The sequence below is a fragment of the uncultured Planktosalinus sp. genome, from assembly GCF_963973675.1.
Lineage (GTDB): Bacteria > Bacteroidota > Bacteroidia > Flavobacteriales > Flavobacteriaceae > Planktosalinus.
Window position 1 is genome coordinate 1 of record NZ_CAXBAN010000225.1, and the last position, 4,445, is coordinate 4,445.

Annotated in this window: 3 protein-coding genes; 2 read left to right on the forward strand and 1 reads right to left on the reverse strand. The window is 38.6% G+C overall.

The window, feature by feature from the left end; genetic code table 11:
- Nucleotides 1-108: 108 nt before the first annotated feature.
- Entirely contained in the window at nt 109-1,584 is a 1,476-nt protein-coding gene (gene proS / locus AACY61_RS09360) for a proline--tRNA ligase (RefSeq protein WP_339611311.1), read from the reverse strand.
- 104 nt (nt 1,585-1,688) lie between these two features.
- Between proS and AACY61_RS09365 the strand changes: the two genes are divergently transcribed.
- Together AACY61_RS09365 and AACY61_RS09370 are read left to right on the forward strand one after the other, a co-directional pair.
- On the forward strand, nt 1,689-2,687 hold the full coding sequence (locus AACY61_RS09365; RefSeq protein ID WP_339611313.1) for a hypothetical protein: 999 nt from the start codon (nt 1,689-1,691) through the stop codon (nt 2,685-2,687).
- Nucleotides 2,688-2,718: 31 nt separating this feature from the next.
- Nucleotides 2,719-4,242 carry a transporter gene (locus tag AACY61_RS09370; protein ID WP_339611314.1) on the forward strand — a complete coding sequence of 508 codons (1,524 nt, stop codon included), beginning with the start codon at nt 2,719-2,721 and terminating at the stop codon, nt 4,240-4,242.
- Nucleotides 4,243-4,445 lie beyond the last annotated feature (203 nt).

Sequence of the window (4,445 nt, forward strand, 5' to 3'; positions counted from 1 at the left end):
CCTGGCGTCCTAACCCCTAGACGAACGGACCATACAATTTTCAATTTCGGATGCAAAAATACAATTATTTTTCAATCTCGCAATTGGTTCACAAACTTTTTTTAAAATTTAATATGCTTTTGCAAAAAGTACTCTTTTTTCAGATGGTTTTCCACTGAAAACACAAACTCCGGATTCTTTTTTAGCGTCCAGCGGAATGCATCTTATGGTTGCTTTTGTAAGGTTTTTGATTTGTTCTTCAGTTTCAGGAGTACCATCCCAATGAGCACTTAAAAAACCGCCTTTTGTTTCCAGGAGTTCTTTAAATTCGTCAAAGGAATTGACCTCAGTGATATGCTCATTTCTGTGTTTGAGCGCCTTCTCAAAAAGATTGTTTTGTATTTCCTTTAATAAATTGTCAATTGTATTGTCAAGACCCTCTCTGCTGACAATTTCTTTGGTGAGGTTATCCCGCCTTGCCAATTCAACCGATTTGTTTTCAATGTCTTTGGGGCCAATTGCAATGCGCAATGGCACTCCTTTCAATTCATATTCATTGAATTTCCATCCCGGTTTCTGGGTGTCTCTTTTATCAAACTTTACGCGTATTCCTTTAGCCCTTAACTCCTTTAAAATTAATTCAGCCTCGGTACAAACCGCTTCATACTGTTCATCATTTCTGTAAATGGGAATAATTACCACCTGATTGGGAGCCAAATTGGGTGGGATTACTAAACCATTATCATCACTGTGGGTCATCACCAACGCCCCCATGAGTCTGGTTGAAACACCCCAGGAGGTGGCCCACACATAGTCTAATTTACCATCTTTAGCAGCAAATTTTACATCAAAGGCTTTTGCAAAATTTTGCCCCAGAAAATGAGAGGTGCCGGCCTGAAGGGCTTTTCCGTCTTGCATTAAGGCTTCAATACAATAGGTTTCCAATGCTCCGGCAAAACGTTCACTTTCCGATTTGGTTCCTTTAATAACGGGGATGGCCATGAAGTTTTCAACAAAGTCTGCATAAACATTCATCATTTGTTCAGCTTCTTCAATTGCTTCCTGTTTGGTTGCATGCGCAGTGTGCCCTTCCTGCCATAAAAACTCAGCCGTTCGCAAGAAGAGTCGTGTGCGCATTTCCCAGCGCACCACATTGGCCCATTGGTTGATTAAAATGGGTAAATCTCTATAAGATTGCACCCATTTTCTGTACGTATCCCAAATGATGGTTTCAGAGGTGGGTCTTACAATCAGTTCTTCTTCAAGTTTTGCGTCGGGGTCTACAATAATGCCACTACCGTCTTCGGCATTTTTGAGTCTGTAATGAGTCACTACAGCACATTCTTTGGCAAATCCATCAACGTGACTGGCTTCTTTACTAAAATAGGATTTAGGAATAAAAATAGGGAAATAAGCATTTTCATGACCGGTAGCTTTAAACTTACTATCAAGTTCTGCTTGCATTTTTTCCCAGATGGCATAGCCATAAGGCTTAATGACCATACAACCACGCACGCCTGAATTCTCAGCCAAATCTGCTTTTACTACTAATTCGTTATACCATTTGGAGTAATCTTCTTCTCTGGTAGTTAAATGCTTTCCCATAGCTCTAAAGTTGGCACAAATATTGTGTTAAATAAGTTAAAGTACTATTTGTTTTTTGCAAAACTACTTAAATTTATAGTGTTGAACAATTAAAAACCATTGATATGAAAACTTATTATACATATAAATCATTCACCAGGCTGTTTGCTGTATTTATCACTGCCGTGATGCTTACATCTTGCGGAACCTCAAGAGATGCAGGTTTTGAAGACAATGATGGGATATATGGTTCGACAGCAACAAATTATGAAGATCAGGAACCTGAAACCGATAACAGAAATTATTACAAGCAATATTTTCAGGCTAAAAAACAAGTTTATGCCGACGTACCTGAAGGAGATATCATATTTACGGATGTAGAAGGTTATACTTCAAACGATGCCTACGTTGATGAAGATGGCGTAGTTCACGAAGATATGGACTACAATGAATCTTATGGCCCCTGGGGTGAAGAAACTTCAGCTGTTACCGTGAATGTATACAATAACAATGCAGGTTATGGATATTATGGCTGGCATAGACCTACGTGGTGGTACACAGCCGGATGGGGTATTAGCTACTGGCACTGGGGTGGTTATTATACACCTTATTGGGGCTGGAGTTACCCTCATTACTGGTCCGGATGGGCAAATCCCTATTATAACCCATATCACAATCCCTATTATTACAACCCCTATTACGGAGGCTACTCAAACTATGTTTCCTATAACAGAGGCAGAAGAAATACTGATTATGTAAGATCCAACAACCGATCTTCTAACAGAGGTATTAATAATAGCAACGTGCGTTCTAACAGAAACTACTCCCGCTCAGAAATTGAACGAAGGATTAACAACAGTAGAAGTTCACAAAGCATTAGAAACTCGTCTCAACGATCCAGGTCAAACTCAGTGAGAACCAGATCCTCTAACAGCCGAAATTCAAATGTAAGGGGAATAAACACTAGCAGTAGAAATAGTTCAACAAGAACCAGTACCAGGACGAGTACAAGTACAAGAAGCTCCGGCTCAACAAGCCGCGGCAGTTCAAGTGTTAGGAGTTCAGGGAGTTCAGGTTCCAGTTCTGGAACTAGTTCTAGTAGTCGTAGAGGTGGTGGTATTTAATCATTCCAATTTTTAAAACTTTATTCAACCCATGAGAAGATATTTTTTCTTAATCATTGCGCTTATTTTTGTTCAGGAATTTAACGCTCAAAACATCGTTGATGCTTTGAGGTATAGTCAAAACGGAGTTTTTGGAACTGCACGTTACAACAGTATGAGCGGAGCTTTTGGAGCATTGGGCGGAGACTTATCAGGCATGCAATTAAACCCTGCAGGATCGGCCGTATTTCTCAATAGCTCAGCAAGCGTTTCCCTTTCATTATTTGATAAAAAAAATGAAACCAATTATTTCAACAATTTAAATTCTACTTATAACTCTGATTTAAACTTCAACCAGGCCGGTGCTGTTTTTGTGTTTGATAATTTTAATGAAGAGAGCGTCTGGAGAAAATTTACCCTTGGTTTTAATTATGAATTGACCAATAATTTTGACAATGCTCATTATTCATCAGGTCAAAGTTCAAAATCTATTGACTCTTATTTCCTGGGCTATGCTGAAGGAATCCCTCTAAATCTACTGGAACTTCAACCCGGTGAAACCATCTCAAGCCTGTATCGATTTTTAGGGGAAAATGAAGGCTTTGCAGCACAGCAAGCCTTTTTAGGGTATCAATCGTATATCATTGATCCCGTTGATTTTGACAACCCAAACAACACCGGATATCTTTCCACTATAGCATCAGGCACTTTCAATCAGGAATTTCTGAACGAGTCAACCGGATACAATGCCAAGTTTTCAGTGAATGTGGGTGCTCAAATTAATGACAATTTTTATTTTGGTCTAAACTTAAATTCGCATATAATTGATTACAGAGAGTCATCAATATTTTATGAAGTCAATAACAATGAAGGCAGTCTAGTAAATGAAATTGGGTTTAGAAATAACTTAGCCGTCATTGGTGATGGGTTTTCTGCACAATTGGGTATCATCAGCAGAGCGACCGATTTTTTTAGGTTTGGACTGGTTTACGATACTCCCACCTGGTATTCAATTGCTGAAGAAACCACTCAACAAATTTCTACCATTCGGGATGATGGCAATCAATCCATTACAGAAAGTATCAGGCCCAACATCATCAACGTTTATGAGGAATACACACTTAAAACACCCGGAAAATTCACCGGTAGTGTAGCTTATCTTTTTGGAAAAGTTGGTTTAATTAGTGTTGACTACTCTTATAAAGATTACTCAAACATTGAGTTTAGGCCCACCAATGTGACGGCATTTGCTCAGGAAAATACTAAAATTGAAAATGTACTGAAAGGATCTTCATCAATTCATATTGGGGGTGAATACAGATACAATGCTTTAAGTTTCAGAGGCGGGTATAAATATGAAGAAAGCCCTTACAATGACACAAATATGATGGATGATTTAACAGGTTATTCTATAGGGTTGGGGTATAATTTTGGATCCTTTAAAGTTGATCTAGCTTATATGCAAACCCAACAAGAACGCTTAAATCAATTTTACCCTAATTCCGCTTTCGGTAATGCGAGTATCATTAATGCAACTGAAAACCTGTTTACCTTAACGACAAACTTTACATTTTAAAACAGATTATATTTTAAAAAAAAGGCTGTTTAAATGATTAAATAGCCTTTTTTTTGTTGGTCAATGTTATCTCTTCAAGGTAAAATGCCCTGTAAATTCTTTGTTTGTATCTTCTTCTATGTATTCCACTCTAAACCAGTAATCGCTCGATGGCAGGTCGCGGCCATTGTAGGTGCCGTCCCAGCCCGCTCCCGTAGGACTCA